12 protein-coding genes and 2 tRNA genes are annotated in these 16454 nt (G+C 57.1%); 11 read left to right on the plus strand and 3 right to left on the minus strand.

The features are described from left to right. The first annotated feature begins 75 nt into the window (after window positions 1-75). Window positions 76-522, plus strand: coding sequence for an REP-associated tyrosine transposase (locus PVT68_RS16410; RefSeq protein WP_280319964.1), 447 nt, complete (start codon window positions 76-78; stop codon window positions 520-522). A 69-nt stretch (window positions 523-591) separates the two neighbouring features. Here PVT68_RS16410 and PVT68_RS16415 read toward each other — a convergent pair whose 3' ends face one another. From PVT68_RS16415 to PVT68_RS16425, 3 genes are all read right to left on the minus strand, one after another. Further along, on the minus strand, window positions 592-1617 hold the full coding sequence (locus PVT68_RS16415; RefSeq protein WP_280319966.1) for a zinc-binding alcohol dehydrogenase family protein: 1026 nt from the start codon (window positions 1615-1617) through the stop codon (window positions 592-594). A gap of 141 nt (window positions 1618-1758) precedes the next feature. Further along, the gene (locus PVT68_RS16420; RefSeq protein ID WP_280319968.1) at window positions 1759-2943 is read right to left on the minus strand and encodes a PepSY-associated TM helix domain-containing protein; all 1185 of its coding nucleotides are present in this window, start codon (window positions 2941-2943) and stop codon (window positions 1759-1761) included. A gap of 107 nt (window positions 2944-3050) precedes the next feature. Then, window positions 3051-5183 (minus strand): TonB-dependent receptor, encoded by a 2133-nt coding sequence (locus tag PVT68_RS16425; RefSeq protein ID WP_280319970.1) that lies wholly within the window; start codon window positions 5181-5183, stop codon window positions 3051-3053. 388 nt (window positions 5184-5571) lie between these two features. On the opposite strand from PVT68_RS16425, the gene PVT68_RS16430 reads away from it, so the two are divergent. From PVT68_RS16430 to PVT68_RS16475, 10 genes are all read left to right on the plus strand, one after another. Then, window positions 5572-5648 (plus strand) — tRNA-Met (locus tag PVT68_RS16430). Window positions 5649-5702: 54 nt separating this feature from the next. Continuing rightward, window positions 5703-5779: transfer RNA gene (locus tag PVT68_RS16435), tRNA-Met, on the plus strand. 367 nt (window positions 5780-6146) lie between these two features. Then, entirely contained in the window at window positions 6147-6623 is a 477-nt protein-coding gene (rimP, locus tag PVT68_RS16440) for a ribosome maturation factor RimP (RefSeq protein ID WP_280319972.1), read from the plus strand. Window positions 6624-6774: 151 nt separating this feature from the next. Further along, window positions 6775-8271, plus strand: coding sequence for a transcription termination factor NusA (gene nusA, locus PVT68_RS16445; RefSeq protein ID WP_280319974.1), 1497 nt, complete (start codon window positions 6775-6777; stop codon window positions 8269-8271). Between the two features lie 146 nt (window positions 8272-8417). Beyond that, entirely contained in the window at window positions 8418-11240 is a 2823-nt protein-coding gene (gene infB, locus PVT68_RS16450) for a translation initiation factor IF-2 (RefSeq protein ID WP_280319975.1), read from the plus strand. A 121-nt stretch (window positions 11241-11361) separates the two neighbouring features. Beyond that, window positions 11362-11760 carry a 30S ribosome-binding factor RbfA gene (rbfA, locus tag PVT68_RS16455; RefSeq protein WP_280319977.1) on the plus strand — a complete coding sequence of 133 codons (399 nt, stop codon included), beginning with the start codon at window positions 11362-11364 and terminating at the stop codon, window positions 11758-11760. After that, a complete protein-coding gene (gene truB, locus PVT68_RS16460) occupies window positions 11760-12710 on the plus strand; it encodes a tRNA pseudouridine(55) synthase TruB (RefSeq protein WP_280319979.1) in 951 nt (316 codons plus the stop codon). Before rbfA ends, truB begins: the two co-directional genes overlap by 1 nt. Before the next feature lie 181 nt (window positions 12711-12891). Then, complete coding sequence (gene rpsO / locus PVT68_RS16465; RefSeq protein ID WP_066966910.1) at window positions 12892-13161, plus strand: 30S ribosomal protein S15; 270 nt, start codon at window positions 12892-12894, stop codon at window positions 13159-13161. 258 nt (window positions 13162-13419) lie between these two features. Then, entirely contained in the window at window positions 13420-15537 is a 2118-nt protein-coding gene (gene pnp / locus PVT68_RS16470; RefSeq protein WP_280319986.1) for a polyribonucleotide nucleotidyltransferase, read from the plus strand. A 91-nt stretch (window positions 15538-15628) separates the two neighbouring features. After that, the gene (locus PVT68_RS16475) at window positions 15629-16453 is read left to right on the plus strand and encodes a sulfite exporter TauE/SafE family protein (RefSeq protein WP_280319989.1); all 825 of its coding nucleotides are present in this window, start codon (window positions 15629-15631) and stop codon (window positions 16451-16453) included. Window position 16454 lies beyond the last annotated feature (1 nt).

Consider the following 16454-nt stretch of genomic DNA (forward strand, 5'->3'; position numbering starts at 1 on the left):
AAGCAGGCTCCTACGAAGTACCCTGTAGGAGCCTGCTTACAGGCGAATAGGTCTCACAATCTATGGAAATTCCAGATGCAACGGATTGCACAGGGCCACAAACTCCGCTCCGGTAGGGTCAGCGAGTCACACCGTATTTATTTGATCACCGCTGTCTGTCACAAACGACAAACCATATTCAGCAGTTTGGAAAATGGCAGAGCGTTTGTGCATGCGATAAGGGAAGTAAAGCAGGCCGATACACTTTGCTATGTGGTAATGCCAGATCATATTCACTGGCTTTTACAGTTAGCCGAAGGAGCGGACCTTTCGCACGCCGTACAAAAGGCCAAGTCGTTGACAACCATGGCGCTTCGCAAGAGTTGGCCCGGTACTGTCTGGCAGCGAGGGTTTCACGATCACGCACTGCGCAGGGAAGAGGATATCCAGGCGGTCGCAAGGTATGTGGTAGCCAATCCCTTACGAGCCGGTTTGGTTAAATCCCTGCGCTACTATTCACTTTGGGATGCTGTCTGGCTGTAGCTTGCAGGCGAACAGCTACAGAGCTCCTTAATGTTCGCCTGCAAGCAGGCTCCTACAACGTTAGTTCCACTACCCCCACCCCGCCAATACAATTTTGCCTATCGTATGCCCTGTTTCCAGTTGCTGATGCGCCAGGCGTAAATTAGCTGCGTTGATCGGTTCCACGGTGTCGCTCACAGTGGTCACCAGGGTTTCGTTATCCACCAGTTCCGCAATCCGCTCCAGTATCCAGCCCTGGCGATCCATATCCTCGGTCTGGAACATGGCGCGGGTGAACATGAATTCCCACACAAAGGTGGCGCTCTTTGATTTGAGGAGTCCGATTTCAAGCGGGCCGCTGTTTTCGACGATGGTGCAGATTTTCCCCTGGGGCTTGATGGCATTGGCCATGGCGGGAAAGTGCTGATCGGTATTCGCGAGGCAGAGAATGTAATCCACTTGTGGAATGCCGATGTCTTTCAATTCTTCATCCAGTGGATTGCGGTGGTTGACCACGTGGCTGGCGCCCATCTGTTTTACCCACACACTGGACTTGGTACGCGAAGCGGTGGCGATGACATTGAGTCTCGCCAGCGACCGGGCGAGCTGGATGGCGATGGAGCCGACGCCGCCGGCGCCACCAATTATCAGGAGGGATTTACCGGCGTCTGCGCCGATGCTGGAAATTCCCAAGCGGTCAAACAGCGCCTCCCATGCAGTCAGGCTGGTCAGGGGAAGGGCAGCGGAGGTGAAGTAGTCCTGGGTGCGGGGTATACGCGCAACAATACGTTCATCCACCAGCTGGTATTCGCTGTTGCAACCGGGGCGGGTGATATCGCCGGCGTAATATATCTGGTCGCCGATTTGAAAATTTTTCACGGCACTGCCAACGGCGATCACTTCGCCGGCCGCGTCCCAGCCGAGAATTTTCGGGGAGGTTTCGGTCGCTGCATGGGGTTTTGGGGCGCGGACCTTGGTGTCTACCGGGTTCACGGCGATGGCTTTGACCGCGACCAAAAGATCCCGCGAACCGGGCTGCGGTTGATCTAACTGCAGGTCCAGCAGGGATTCTTCGCAATCAATGGACAGGTATTGAAAAAGGCCGACAGCTTTCACACAGAAACTCCATTTCCGTTCGTGGGTCGATCCGTGTCGGGGGTTCAATATTTGCGCCAGAAATTGCGCCCCCGCTTAACACTGATTTTGCATACGCGGTCGCAGTCTAGTAGAGATGTACAGAGCTGAATGTGATTTGAGTCAGACTTCCACAGGAAGGTTGGGCGATGTGGTATCTGGTGTTTTTGCGAGGGCGCGGTTTTTTGTGCCGCGTTTGAGTCTGCGTTTCTGCCACCACAGATACAGACCGGTGCCGAACAACAGTGTGGGAGTAAGACCGGCAAGCAGTACCAGCCAGCGACCGACCATTCCGAGTGCGTCGCCATTATGCAGGGGGAACTGCCAGCGCAGGATTTTGTTGCCGAGCGGGATTGCGGTGACATTCTGGGACATCAATGTCTCGCCGGAATACTGGTCGACACGGACGATACTGGCGCCGTAATTGGACCAGGCCTCGCCGGCTGCTCTGAAGGTCAGGCCATAGCTGTCCTTGTTGTCCCGGGGTAGATAGATCCGTTTCAGTGCACCGCCGGGGAATACGGTTTCACCGATAGCAACGGCCTGGTCCGGCGAAATGGGGGTGCCGGATTCTGTCCGGGAGCCGGGCAGGGCGGGGCGGGGTTCCAGCTTGAACAGGGTGCCGACGACCGCTTCCACTTGGGTGGGAAATACCAGGGATACGCCGGAAAAGCTGATCATCAGTAATAAGGGCAGAAAATAAATGCCGAAGACCCGGTGAATATCAAAATAGAAACGGAAGCGATTACCCGTGCGGGAAATGCTAAACGCACGTCGCCAGGGTTGCTTGCCTCTGGAGCCATCTTTTCTTTTCTTCGGCCACCACAATACGGCGCCGGTGATACAGAACACCATCAGCAGCAGGCCCATAAAACCCACCACAGTTTTTCCGGTTTTGCCGGCGAGCAGGGTGTAGTGCAGACGGTACAGCCAGGTCATGGTGTATTCCGGCGTGCCCCAGGTACGTACCGCGAGGACCTGGGCATCGGTGGGGGATACACTGACTTCTACCGGGCCCGGTGCGCCGTCAGGGGTGGGAAAGCGCACCACGTGGGGGCTGCCCGGCTGGCGCTGGGTCATTAGCCTTGTGGGCGCAGGATTACCGGTTACCGCCGCCTGTGCGGCGCTGAGGATATCGCCATAGCTCGCCGGTTGGGCGCTGGGATTGAAGTGCACCGTTTGCGGTGCGAGTTGTTCATCCAGCGCGTGATCGAACACCAGCAGGCTGCCGGTGAGTCCGATCAGTGCGAGTAGCAGCCCCAGAGTGAGGCCGGCGTACTTGTGCAGGATGAAAAGGGGTTTGCGCATGGGGGGAGTTTAACCGGGTTCGCCTGCAAGCAGGCTCCTACATCAGCAAGGAAACCCTACCTGTAGGAGCCTGCTTGCAGGCGAACCACTTATTTACCATTTAATAATCAGAACACTTTCGAGTAAGACAGATTCACACTGCGTCCCAGGCCCTTGAAGTTGCGAACATTGTTGCCCGCGGTCTGGGAGTAGTAAGTGAAATAGTCTTCATTGGTAAGGTTCTGGATACCCAGCGCGAACTCACCATCGAGTGCTTTCAGCTGCGCGCTGGCGTCGATGATGGCGTAACCGTCGAACTCTCTGGTAACAACACCGTCCTTGTTTTCAAAGTCACGGTCGAGCAACCAGTTGGCCTGCAGGCGCGTGCTGAGGTTGTTGGTCCAGTTGTGCGCCCAGCTCAGGTTGAAGCGGTTGGGAGCGATATTGCGACCGTCCAGATCGGTGTCGACCTTGCCATCTTTGTCCGAGTCGTAGCGGCCCTTGGTGTAGGCGTAACGGGCTTCCAGAGTGGCAGCTTCAGTGACGAACCACTGCCAGCGCATCTCCAGACCATCGACATCGGTTTTTTCGCGACTGACGCTGTAGATGCCGTCATCGCCCAAGGCCAGACGTTGTCCGTAGTTGGAGTCGGAAGAATAGTAGGCAAATTGCGCGGCAAACACGTCGGTGTTGAAGTCGAGGCCAAGCTCCTGGTTCTCGGTCAGGATCGGCTGCAAATTGAGGAAGCTTTCCACATCTTTCCCGGCTTCATCGATGCCGCGCAGAACCCGGCCGACGTCCGGCATGGAAAAGCCTTCGGAATAGTTGGCGTAGACCCGCCAGCCTCCACCAATTGCGTAGGTTGCACCGATATTGCCGAGGGTTTCACTGAACTCCGGGTTGCCACCTTTTACGAATTGGCCGCCATTGTAGGAGGCGAGGGTGGTGAAGTCGTCCACCTGCAGTTCTGAAATTTCATGGCGAACGCCGGCGGTGATGGTCATACGCTCGATGCCGCTGAACTCCGCCTGCGCATAGGGGGCGATATTTTTGTATTTCGTCGGCGGTACCCAGGCGCGGCCAGTGAGGATCAGCTGTTGCCAGGTTTCGTCCTGCAACAGGTCCACACCATAGGCCAGGCTTACCGGTGCTCCGGCGATATCGTCTTTGATCAGGGTCAGCTTCAGGCCGCGTTTTTCCGAGTTGTTCTGGGACTGGTCAAACAGGTCCGGTCCGTAAGTGGCTTCGTCCTGAAAGGTCCCGCTGTCGGTGGCCCCGTAGGTGCCGGCAAAATCCTGAGAAAATACCTGTGTGCGCAGCTTCTGGCCGAAAAAATCTTCTTTGGTGTATTCCAGGTTAATGGTGGTCACGTCGTTGGACGGAGACTTGCCGGGCACATCCCCTTTCTCAGCGGTAGTAGGAATACCGGCACTGATATTGCCGTCGACACTCAGCCAGTTGTTATTACCCTCTACCAGGAAGTGGTTCACAGTCAGCTGTACGCGCTGGTCGTCCCAGCTGTAGCCGGTTTTGACAAAGGCGTTGACGGTTTCGCTGTCCATGGTGTCGCCCTGGGTATTGTCGAAGCCGACAATGTCGCCATTGGCGTCGTAGCTGATCCCAGCATTGCGGTAGGTAACGCTGGCCAGTACATCGACGTCGTTTACCTTGCCGGAAAGGCTGTAGCTGCCGTTGTAACCCAGGGTATCGCTCAGTTCTTCCGGCTGCAGGTTGGATTCCACTCGCAGGCTCTGCTGGAATTCTTCGCTGGGGGTACGGGTTACCAGATTGATGATGCCGCCGGAGGCGCCCATGCCGTGGATGGCATTGGCGCCGTGAATTACTTCCACCCGCTCCAGTACCAGCGGATCGATGGTGTGGCCGTCGCGACCGCCATCGCGCAGCGGGTTGGACTGGGGTACACCATCGATCAGATAAAGTGGTTTGCGGCCGCGAAGGCTTTCACCGGAGCTGGTCATCTTCTGGCGGCTGGGAGCGAAGCTCGGGATCAGATTGCCGAGGATGGTGGACAGGTCGCTGGTGGTGGTCATCTGATTGTTCAGCTCCTGCTGATCGATCAGGGTGACGGTATTGGGGATAGCGCTCAGTGGCTTCTCGGTGCGGCTCGCGGTGACCACCACCTGTTCCAGGTTGCGTTGGTCTTTTTCTCTTGTGGCATCTTGCGCGAAAACGCTGGTGGCGCACAGGGCTCCGCCGGCTGCGGTAATTGCCAGGGCAAGAGAAGTTTGCAGGCTGCGCATCAAAGGCTCCTTGAGAAGTGTTCGCTATTTTTATCGCGTTGAAATTTAGGTATTGAAACTGGTGCAGTGCGGGTAGCGGAGTCGGTAAGTATCCGGTCGCGAATCTGTCGATATCGACGCCGCGCTAGCCAGTGAATCTGGGTGGCGATGTTAAATAAAATGAGAATCTTTATCAATCTCTATAAGGGGTTGACTGGTGGTTTATCGGCACCCTGGATCCGGCGGGTTTCGGTTGTTGGAATGACGGAAAATTGGTGGCGGGGAAATTAATGCCAGAAGTGACTTGACTCCCCGGGGGGGCGTCAATAGAATGCGCAGCCTCTGAGCGGTTGGGGTTACCCGCCGCAGGAAACCGAAGTCTTACCAGGTCGGTTTTCAGGGTTGTTGGTGCGGGGTGGAGCAGCCTGGTAGCTCGTCGGGCTCATAACCCGAAGGTCGTAGGTTCAAATCCTGCCCCCGCTACCAAATTTCCATTTATACTTTCGAAGTTGTAAGTGGTTGTACTAACCCTAGAGTTGTTGCGGGGTGGAGCAGCCTGGTAGCTCGTCGGGCTCATAACCCGAAGGTCGTAGGTTCAAATCCTGCCCCCGCTACCAAATTCCGCTGTCAGTGGTTATAAAGTAGATGCCCAGCAGGGCTCGCTTTTTCTTCTGGCGGCATGGCCGGCGAAGATTTGGGATTCGATCCTGGTCTCGCTACCAGATTCTTGTATGACTGATTGGTTAACAGTTGGTTGTACGCAGTTGAAGCCCCTGTTAGGGGCTTTTTCGTATCTGCGGCAAGCGGGATTATCCTGGTTTGCCATCCGAATGGGCCGGGAGTCGGCGCCGCGGTTTCTCATTCGGACCGTGGGGTCAGCTCCGCTGCCCATTTTTTGTTTCTGCAACTTGCCCCGTGCAGTTGCGCATCCGCCCCAGGTAGGTCGGCATTACTGCTGGCATGCCGCTGGGCCAAAGTGGTGATATGGCAAGCAAGCGCGAACTTTTGGAAGAGCTTCTGACTCCGGTGATTGAGTCGCTGGATTGTGAACTGTGGGGGATCGAATATCAGACCCATGGTCGCAACGCCATGCTGCGTATCTACATCGATGCCGAGCGCGGTATTTCCGTGGAAGACTGTGAGAAAGTCAGTCGTCAGGTGAGCGCGGTAATGGATGTGGAAGATCCTATCAGCAGCAAGTACACCCTGGAAGTTTCTTCCCCCGGTATGGATCGTCCGCTCTACAAACTGGAGCAGTACCAGCGTTTTATTGGTGCCCAGGTGGAACTGCGGCTGCGTATGCCGTTGGACGGTCAGCGCAAATGGCGCGGTCTCCTGGCTGGTGTTGAGGGCGACGAAGTGGTCCTGCGTATCGACAGTGAAAATGAATATCTGTTGCCGATCGACAGTATCGAAAAGGCGAACATCATTCCGCAGTTCGAGAGCGGAGAGAAAAAGTAAGCGGTTCGCCGCATTATTCAGTCCGGTGTCCCAGTGCGGGAATGTCCGGTAAAAGTTAAGGGCAATGCAGAAGTAGCGGGTAAGGCCGGGTGTAGCGGTGTTTACCTGAGCATTGATTTTTGAGCACGTAGCTTTTTGAAGAGGCAGCTGCATGAACAAAGAAATCTTGCTGGTAGCCGAAGCGGTTTCCAACGAGAAAGGCGTTGACCGGGATATTATTTTCCAGGCAATCGAGGCGGCCCTTGCAACGGCCACCAAGAAGCGCTACGACGAAGACTCCACTATTCAGGTGGTCATCGATCGCCGCACTGGTGACTACGAAACCTTTCGCAGCTGGGAAGTGGTAGACGACGACACCCTCGCAGAGCTGGGCACCCAATTCACCCTGGAAGAAGCTCATGAGCAGGATCCAGAGCTGAAAGCCGGTGACATCTATCGTGAGCAGGTGGAAAACGTCGAGTTCGGTCGTATCGCCGCGCAGACTGCCAAGCAGGTTATCGTGCAGAAAGTTCGCGAGGCCGAGCGCGCCAAGATCGTGGATGAGTATCGCGATCGCGTAGGCGAGCTGGTCAGTGGCACAGTCAAGAAAGTAACCCGCGATTTTATCGCCGTGGATCTCGGTAACAACGCCGAAGCGCGCCTGCCCCGGGATCAACTGGTCGGTCGTGAAATCTTCCGTCTGGGTGATCGTGTTCGCGCCATTCTGCTGGAAATCCAGCCTGAGGCCCGTGGCCCGCAGCTGATGCTGAGCCGCTCGTGCCCGCAAATGTTGATCGAGCTGTTCCGTATCGAAGTGCCGGAAATTGCCGAGCAGGTCATCGAAATCAAGGGCGCAGCCCGGGATCCCGGACTGCGTGCCAAGATTGCGGTTAACACCAATGATGGTCGCATTGATCCCGTGGGTGCCTGCGTAGGTATGCGTGGCGCTCGGGTTCAGGCAGTCTCCAATGAACTGTCTGGTGAGCGTGTGGATATCGTGCTGTGGGACGATAACGCCGCTCAGTTCGTGATTAATGCCATGGCTCCAGCAGATATCGAGTCCATCGTGGTGGACGAAGATACCGGCTCTATGGATGTGGCGGTCGCGGAAGAAAACCTCGCCATGGCCATCGGCCGTAGTGGACAGAACGTGCGTCTGGCCTCCGAGCTGACCCAGTGGCAGATTAACGTCATGAGCGTTAACGACTGGCAGGCGAAGCAGGAAGCAGAATCCGGCGGCATCATGGAAACCTTCATGGAGCGCCTGGATATCGATGAAGATGTGGCCGGGGTTCTGGTTGAGGAAGGCTTTACCACCCTCGAAGAAGTTGCCTACGTTCCGATCGAGGAAATGCTGGCAATCGAAGGCTTTGACGAAGATATCGCCGAAGAGCTGCGTGCGCGTGCAAAAGACGCTCTGCTGACGCAAGCGCTGGCTTCGGAAGAGCAACTGGAGGCCACCGAGCCCCAGGAAGACCTGCTGAATATGGAAGGTATGGATCGCCAGTTGGCCTTCCAGCTGGCGAGCCGCGGTGTGGCTTCCATGGAGGACCTGGCCGAGCAGGCAGTAGACGATCTGCTGGATATCGAAGGCATGGACGAAGAGCGGGCAGCCGCACTGATCATGAAAGCCCGCGAACCCTGGTTCGCCGAAGACAGTGATCAATAGGCTTGATGCCCCCGTGCCGGGCGGGTGTCCGGCCCAGCGCACTGCAGTAAGGTGCGCGTCAAGAATTGCCTGCCGTGCAGGCGAAGGGTGGAGCAGTAAAATGCATTGAAGCTGCTCTGCCACCAAGAGACTTTTTAGGAGAGAGAATGGCCGAAGTAACAGTTAGCGAACTCGCCAAATCGGTTGGTGCCACCGAAGAGCGTCTGCTCAAGCAGATGCAGGAGGCGGGTTTGCCCCACACTTCAGCGGATGCAAAAGTGTCTGCGGAAGAAAAACAGGTCCTGCTCAACTTCCTGAAAAGCAGCCACGGCAGCAACGGCGGGGAAGAGAGTGCAGCCCCTCGCAAAATCACCCTCAAGCGCAAAACCACCACCACACTGAAAACCGGATCTGGCACCGGCCGTAAGACGGTGAATGTGGAAGTGCGCAAAAAGCGCACTTACGTCAAGCGCGCGGAATCGGAAGCCGAGTCCGAGCAACCAGAACTGGATACTTCCGCGCTGAAAAAGGCTGAGGAAGAGCTGGCAGCTGCAGAACAGGCCGCGGCCGAACGCGCGCGCGCCGAACAGGAAGCGGCAGAAGCCGAAGCCAGGGCTCAGGCAGAAGCCGACGCCAAAGCTAAAGCGGAAGCCGAAGCCAAAGAAAAGGCCGCAGAAGAAGCCAAAGCCGCTGAACAAGCCGCTGCTCAGGCTGAGTCTGAAAAAGCGCAGCAGGCGACAAAGCCCGAGCCGAAGCCTGAACCCAAACCAGCGCCGAAACCCGAACCTGCTCCGATTCGTTCCAGCTATGTGGACGACATCGAAGCCATGCGTATTGCCGCAATTGAGCGCCGTAAGAAAGAAGACGAGCGCGAAGCTGCCGAGCTGGAAGAGAAGAAAGCCCGCGTAGAAGCCGAGCGTGCACGTCTGGAGCAGGAACAGAAAGAGCGCGCGGAAAAAGCCAAGGAAAAGACCGCTGCCGAGGCCGCCGAGAAGCCGGCCCTGCGTCGCAAGCTGGAAACCGAAGTCGAGCGTGATGACGACGAACCACGCAAGCGTCGCGGTGGCCGTCGTGGCAAGACTGGCCCGAAAAAATCCAGTAAAACCTCTCTGTACGATGCCGCACTGGAGGTTTTCGAAAGCGATGAAGACGAGAAGCGCAGCACCCGTTCCCTGTCTCGTCCCACGCTGAAAGTGAAGAACACACACGGCTTCAAAAGGCCGACAGGAAAGCAAGTGTACGAAGTACAGCTGGGCGAGACGATCACCGTCGGCGATCTTGCCAAGCAGTTGAATATCAAGTCCGGCGAACTGATTAAACGCCTGATGAAAATGGGCGAGATGGTCACCATCAACCAGAGCCTGGATCGCGATACCGCGAGCCTGCTGGTCGAAGAGTTGGGCCACAAAGTGGTTCTGCGCTCCGAGAATGCACTGGAAGAACAGCTGGTTGCCCAGTCTCAGGAAGTGGAAGGTGAAGAAGTCTCCCGCGCACCGGTAGTCACCGTGATGGGCCACGTCGACCACGGCAAGACTTCTCTGCTGGACTACATCCGCAACACCAAAGTGGTTTCCGGTGAGGCCGGTGGTATTACCCAGCACATTGGTGCCTACCGGGTGCCGACCAGCCAGGGTGAGATCGCTTTCCTGGATACCCCGGGGCACGCGGCGTTTACCGCGATGCGCGCCCGCGGCGCCCAGGCAACCGACATTGTTATTCTGGTTGTGGCCGCGGACGACGGTGTCATGCCGCAGACCGAAGAAGCGATTGCGCACGCCAAGGCTGCCGGCGTACCGCTGGTTGTTGCCATCAACAAGTGCGACAAAGAAGCGGCTGATCCGGATCGCGTAAAGAACGAGCTGGCGGCAAAAGATGTCATCCCGGAAGACTGGGGCGGCGATACCCAGTTTATCGAAGTTTCTGCCCACACCGGCCAGGGCATCGACGACCTGCTGGAAGCCGTATCCCTGCAGTCTGAAATGCTGGAACTGAAAGCGAAGGTCGGCGTACCGGCGACCGGGGTTGTGATCGAAGCGCGCCTGGAAAAAGGCCGCGGTGTGGTTGCCACTTTGCTGGTTCAGAGCGGCGAACTGAAGCGCGGCGATATCGTGCTTGCCGGTCAGAGTTACGGCCGTGTGCGTGCCATGACCAATGAGCTGGGCAAATCCGTCAAGGAAGCGGGCCCGTCTACCCCGGTAGAGCTGCTGGGTCTGGATGCTACACCCAACGCCGGTGACGAGTTCCTGGTGGTGGCCGACGAGCGCAAGGCCCGTGAAGTGGCCGAGCAGCGCGCGGAAAAAGAGCGCAGCGAGCGCCAGCAGCGCCAGCAGGCCGCCAAGCTGGAAAACATGTTCGCGAACATGGAAGCCGGCGAGCGCAAAGTACTGCCGGTGGTGGTCAAGGCCGACGTCCGCGGCTCCCTGGAAGCGATCCAGTCTGCACTGGCAGATATCGGCAACGAAGAAGTTTCCGTAAACGTGGTCTCCAGTGGTGTTGGCGGTATCGCCGAGAACGACATCAACCTGGCGCTGACTTCCGGTGCTATCGTGATCGGCTTCAATACCCGTGCCGATGTTGCCGCGCGTAAGCTGGCAGAAACCGAGAGTGTTGAGGTCCGTTACTACAGCGTGATCTACAACCTTCTGGACGAAGTAAAGCAGGCCCTGTCTGGCATGCTGGACCCAGAAGTGCGCGAGGATATTGTAGGTATCGCCGAGGTGCGCGATGTATTCCGCTCACCGAAGTTTGGTGCTGTTGCCGGCTGTATGGTCACCGAGGGTACCGTGTACCGCAACAAGCCGATCCGTGTACTGCGCGACAACGTGGTGATCTATCAGGGCGAGCTGGAATCCCTGCGTCGCTTTAAAGATGACGTACAGGAAGTTCGCAACGGTATGGAATGTGGTATCGGGGTTAAGGACTACAATGACGTCAAGCCCGGCGACCAGATCGAGGTCTTCGATATCGTCAAGGTAGCCCGCGAGCTGTAACCTGGTAATTGTCGGGCACGCTGCACTTTGCCCAACCTACGCAGGGAGAAATTCCCCGATATCGTAGGTTGGGCAAAGTGCAGTGTGCCCAGCAGGTTCAGCCATTTCAGATAGGTAAAAGATGGCCAAAGAATTCCACCGTGCTGACCGGGTAGCCGACGCCATGCGTCGCGAGCTGGCCCGTCTGATTCAGCACGAAGTGCGCGACCCGCGCGTTGGCATGGTGAATGTCAATGACGTGGAAGTCAGCCGCGATCTCGCCACCGCCAAGGTTTTTGTGACCCTGGTCGGTGAAGATGACCGCAGCAAGATCGATATCTCCATGGAAGCGCTGAACAAGGCTGCGGGTTTCCTGCGGACTCAGCTCGCCAAAGAGATCCAGATGCGTTCAATCCCGCGCCTGCATTTCCGCTATGACGAAACGTCCGTACGCGGTCAGCACCTCTCGGCGCTCATCGATAAGGCAGTGAAGTCCGATCAGAAGAAGTCTGACGACGACTCGGAAGAACAGAACGACTGATGGGCCGCAGACCAAAATGGGGCCGGCAGGTCGACGGTGTGCTGTTGCTGAACAAGCCCGCCGGAATCTCCGCCAATGATGCCCTGCAAAAAGCCAAACGCTTGTTCTTCGCCAACCGCGCCGGCCACACCGGTGCGCTGGACCCCCTGGCTACTGGCGTATTGCCGGTATGCTTTGGCGAAGCGACTAAATTTTCCCAGTATCTGCTGGATGCGGACAAACGCTACCGCAGTACCTTCTGCTTCGGGATGACCACTGAAACCGGGGACGCCGATGGCAATGTGATTGCCACCACGGACGCTTCCGGGATTACCGAGTCACAGGTGCGCAAGGCGATGGAAGCCTTCCGTGGCACCATCAGCCAGGTACCGTCCATGTACTCGGCGCTGAAACACAATGGTCAGCCCCTGTACAAGCTGGCGCGCCAGGGGATCGAGGTGGAGCGGGAAGCGCGGGAAGTGAATATATATTCCTACGAACTGCTCAATTTCATCTCCAGTGCAGATTCTCCAGACAAGCTGCCCCGGGCTGAAGTCGAGGTGCATTGCTCCAAGGGCACCTATGTGCGCAGTCTGGCCGAAGATCTCGGCAAGGCCCTGGGCGTCGGTGCCTTTGTGGAAAAATTGCACCGCAGTGCCGCTGGTCCCTACCACGAGGACGATGCGGTTACCCTGGACGAATTGACCGCAGAGCGCGGTGAAGATCGCGCGGAAGTACTGGATCACCATTTGCTGCCAGCGGATTCTCCCGCCTCGGCGCTGCCCAAGCTGATCCTGGCGGACGACACGGGTTACTATCTGCGTCAGGGCCAGCCGGTAATGGATCTGCAGGTCTATCGTTTGGGCGACGAAGGTGATATGGTGCGCCTCTTCCTGGAAAGTGGTGAATTTCTAGGCGTTGGTGAGATTACTGATGACGGACGGGTCGCACCCCGTCGGTTGGTAAAGTAGGCTCTTTATTGTTCGTCATACCGGTGAAGGCCGGTATCCAGTGGATTCCGGGTCAAGCCCGGAATGACGTAAGAAAAGGGACTACACTCGCGGGGTTTATCCGCAATCGCAATTAGCTGGTCTGTAAACATGCACGGGCCAGCCAAATTTTCAAAGCATGTTACGAACGAGGTAATTCGTTATGGCACTGTCTGCAAACGAAAAAGCAGCCATCCTGAAAGAGCACGGCCAATCTGAAGGCGACACCGGTTCTCCGGAAGTCCAGGTAGCCCTGCTGACTGCCAACATCAACAAGCTTCAGGGTCACTTTGCTTCTCACAAGCAAGACCACCACTCCCGTCGTGGTCTGATCCGCATGGTAAACCAGCGTCGTAAGCTGCTGGACTACCTGAAGCGCAAGGATCTGAACCGTTACGCTCAGCTGATCGCCAAGCTCGGCCTGCGCCGCTAAGACCCTGAGAATGCCCGCCTTATGGCGGGCATTCTTCTTTTTGTATTCTGAATTTTCAGGGAGCAGGGGAGTGAAAGAAGTTCTCTCCTCCCTGGGAACGCCGAGTGGCATTTCGCCCGCTGAGGGTTCCGCTCGGCAATTCGCCTGCAAGCAGTCTCCTGCAAAGTGATGTATGAATGCAGGAGCCTGCCTCGCAGGCGAGCAATGTAGGGGCTGTTGGAATGGGCCAGCAGCCGTAAGGAAACAGGAAAGATACTAGTGAATCCAGTAACCAAAACATTCCAGTACGGAAAAAACCAGGTCACCATTGAGACCGGCCGTATCGCTCGCCAGGCTACCGGTGCTGCGCTGGTCACCATGGGTGAAACCGTAGTGCTGTGTACCGTAGTTGGTGCCAAGGAAGCCAAGCCTGATCAGGGCTTCTTCCCGCTGTCCGTGCACTATCAGGAAAAGGCCTACGCGGCCGGCAAGATTCCCGGTGGCTTCTTCAAGCGTGAAGGCCGCCCGTCAGAGAAAGAAACCCTGACCTCCCGCCTGATCGACCGTCCGATCCGCCCGCTGTTCCCGAAAGGCTTCATGAACGAAGTACAGGTGATGATCACCGTACTGTCCGCGGAAAAAGACGTGGATCCGGATATCGCCGGCATGATCGGTACCTCCGCAGCCCTGTCCGTATCCGGTATCCCCTTCGGCGGCCCGATTGGCGCTGCGCGCGTGGGTTACACCGAAAAAGACGGCTACCTGCTGAATCCCGGCTACGCAGCTCTGAAAGAGTCCGAGCTGGACATGGTTGTTGCGGGTACCAAAGACGCGGTTCTGATGGTGGAATCCGAAGCTGCTGAGCTGCCGGAAGACATCATGTTGGGCGCGGTACTGTTCGCGCACCAGGAAATGCAGGCGGTTGTCAAAGTCTGTGAAGAGCTGAAAGCCGAAGCCGGTAAGCCCACCTGGGACTGGCAGCCAGAAGCCGTCAACGAAGAACTGAAGTCCGCTCTGGAAGCCCAGTTCAGCGAAAAAGTGGCAGAAGCTTACAAAATCACCGACAAGCAGCAGCGCACCGCCCGTCTGGGCGAACTGCGCAGCGAAGCCGCTGAAGCCCTGGCTACCGAAGAGCTGTCTGCTGATATGGTTAAGAGCTACTTCGGCAAGCTGGAAAAGAAAACCGTACGTGGCGCCGTGGTCCGCGGTGAGCCCCGTATCGACGGTCGCGACACCAAAACCGTGCGCCCGATCAGTGTAGAAGTCGGTGTACTGCCGAAGGGTCACGGCTCCGCACTGTTCACCCGTGGTGAAACCCAGGCGCTGGTTGTTGCCACCCTCGGTGCTACCCGCGATGCGCAGATCATCGATGCACTGGAAGGCGAGCGCAAAGACTACTTCATGCTGCACTACAACTTCCCTCCCTACTCTGTAGGTGAAGCGGGTCGTGTAGGTGCTACCGGTCGTCGCGAGATCGGCCACGGCCGTCTGGCCCGTCGCGGTATTGCTGCGGTACTGCCGAACCCGGAAACCTTCCCCTACACCCTGCGTGTGGTTTCCGAGATCACCGAATCCAACGGTTCCAGCTCCATGGCTTCCGTGTGTGGTTCCAGCCTGGCGCTGATGGATGCGGGTGTACCGCTGAAGGCTCCGGTTGCTGGTATCGCCATGGGCCTGGTGAAGGAAGAAGACGGCTTTGCTGTTCTGACCGACATCCTCGGTGACGAAGACCACCTGGGCGATATGGACTTCAAGGTAGCCGGTACCGCTTCTGGTGTGACCGCGCTGCAGATGGACATCAAGATCGAAGGTATCACCGAAGAGATCATGGAAACTGCCCTCGAGCAGGCTCTGCACGCCCGTCTGCATATCCTCGCGGAAATGAACAAGGTGATCGGTGCTTCCCGCGAAGCGGTTAACGAAAACGCGCCGCGCTATGCGACCCTGAAGATTCATCCGGATAAGATCCGCGATGTTATCGGTAAAGGCGGTGCCACCATCCGCTCCATCACCGAAGAAACCGGTGCGTCTATCGATATCGAAGACGACGGTACCGTGAAGGTATTCGGTGAAGACGGTCAGAGCCTGGAAGCGGCCGTTACCCGCATCGAGGAAATCACCGCGGAAGCCGAAATCGGTGCTATCTACGAGGGTAAAGTGGTCCGCATCGTGGACTTCGGTGCATTCGTTAACTTCCTGCCGGGTAAAGACGGTCTGGTACACATCTCCCAGATCGCCGAAGAGCGTGTTAACGCCGTTGCTGATTACCTGAGCGAAGGGCAAACTGTTAAGGTCAAGGTGCTGGACGTAGACCAGCGCGGCCGTATCAAGCTGTCCATCAAGGAAGCGAAAGCCGACGAAGCCGAGCAGGCGGATGCGGCGACTGGCGAGGAGTAATCTCTCCCGCTTCAGTAGCCTCTTGTAGGCAATAGAAAACGGTGGCTATAGGCCACCGTTTTTTTTGCAATAAATTTGTGGGGGAAACGTCGTGGAAGTGTTATTGATCTACTTGTTGGTAGGCATGGGTGCAGGAACCATCGCCGGCCTGTTTGGCGTCGGCGGGGGGCTGATTATTGTCCCGGCACTGGTATTGGTATTTGCCGCCCAGGGTATCGCACCTGAAATTCTCACGCACATGGCGGTGGGTACATCGCTCGCTACCATTGTCATCACCTCCATCAGTTCCGTTCGTACCCATCACGGCAAGCGCGCAGTGGACTGGAAAATTGTTGTCGCAATGGCGCCGGGAATTTTGCTGGGATCCTGGATTGGCGGTATGACTGCAGATTGGCTGAGCGGCGCCTGGCTGCAATTCCTGATCGGAATTTTCGCGGTGGGTATCGCACTCAAGATGTGGCTGGATGGCCTGCGTAAAACAGCAATACCCACAGATGGCAGCCGCTTGCCAGGCAAGGCCGGCTTAACGGCAGCGGGCGCGTTTATCGGTTGGGTATCGGCGATATTCGGAATTGGTGGGGGCTCACTTACCGTACCCTTTCTCAATCGTTGCCACGTCGTTATGCAGCGGGCGGTGGCTACCTCTGCCGCCTGTGGCTTGCCGATCGCTGTGGCCGGTGCCGCAAGTTTTGCGGTGCAGGGCTGGGGGAATGCGCAGTTGCCGGCGTGGAGCAGTGGCTATATCTACTGGCCTGCGTTTCTGGGTATTGTCCTTGCCAGTACCTGGTTTGCGCGCCTTGGCGCCCTGTTGGCCCACAAACTCTCACCGCAGTTGCTGAAAAACTGTTTTGCCGGGTTACTGTTTTTTATTGGCCTGCGTTTTATCTGGCTGAATTACGGAGTGGTTACCGGGTAAA

Source organism: Microbulbifer bruguierae, assembly GCF_029869925.1.
GTDB classification, from domain to species: Bacteria; Pseudomonadota; Gammaproteobacteria; order Pseudomonadales; family Cellvibrionaceae; genus Microbulbifer; species Microbulbifer bruguierae.